The sequence below is a fragment of the Pseudoponticoccus marisrubri genome, from assembly GCF_001482405.1.
Classification (GTDB): Bacteria; Pseudomonadota; Alphaproteobacteria; order Rhodobacterales; family Rhodobacteraceae; genus Pseudoponticoccus; species Pseudoponticoccus marisrubri.
Genome location: NZ_LPXO01000109.1, coordinates 1 through 255, shown reverse-complemented (window position 1 = coordinate 255; position 255 = coordinate 1). Strand labels below are relative to the sequence as shown.

Genomic DNA, 255 nt, shown 5'->3' with positions numbered 1-255 from the left:
ATCTGCTCCGGGCACTGCAGGTTCAGGCTCTGTTCGAGCAGGTGGTTCATATCGGTCTTGGTGACCGCCCTCAGGGCCGCCTTCACCCGGGGCAGGTTGGTGGCATTCATCGACAGGACGTCGTAGCCCATGGCCACCAGCAGCAGCGCGCCGCCGGGGTCCCCGGCCAGTTCACCGCAGATGCCCACCTTGGTATTGGCCACGTGACTGGCTTGCACCACGTGATGCAATGCGCGCAACACCGCCGGGTGCAGG

1 protein-coding gene is annotated in these 255 nt (G+C 65.5%); it reads right to left on the bottom strand.

Annotated elements, in window-relative coordinates; genetic code table 11:
- Window positions 1–218 (bottom strand): putative PEP-binding protein (locus AVJ23_RS22085; protein ID WP_240484781.1); only part of this gene is annotated, 218 nt, incomplete at its 3' end.
- Window positions 219–255 lie beyond the last annotated feature (37 nt).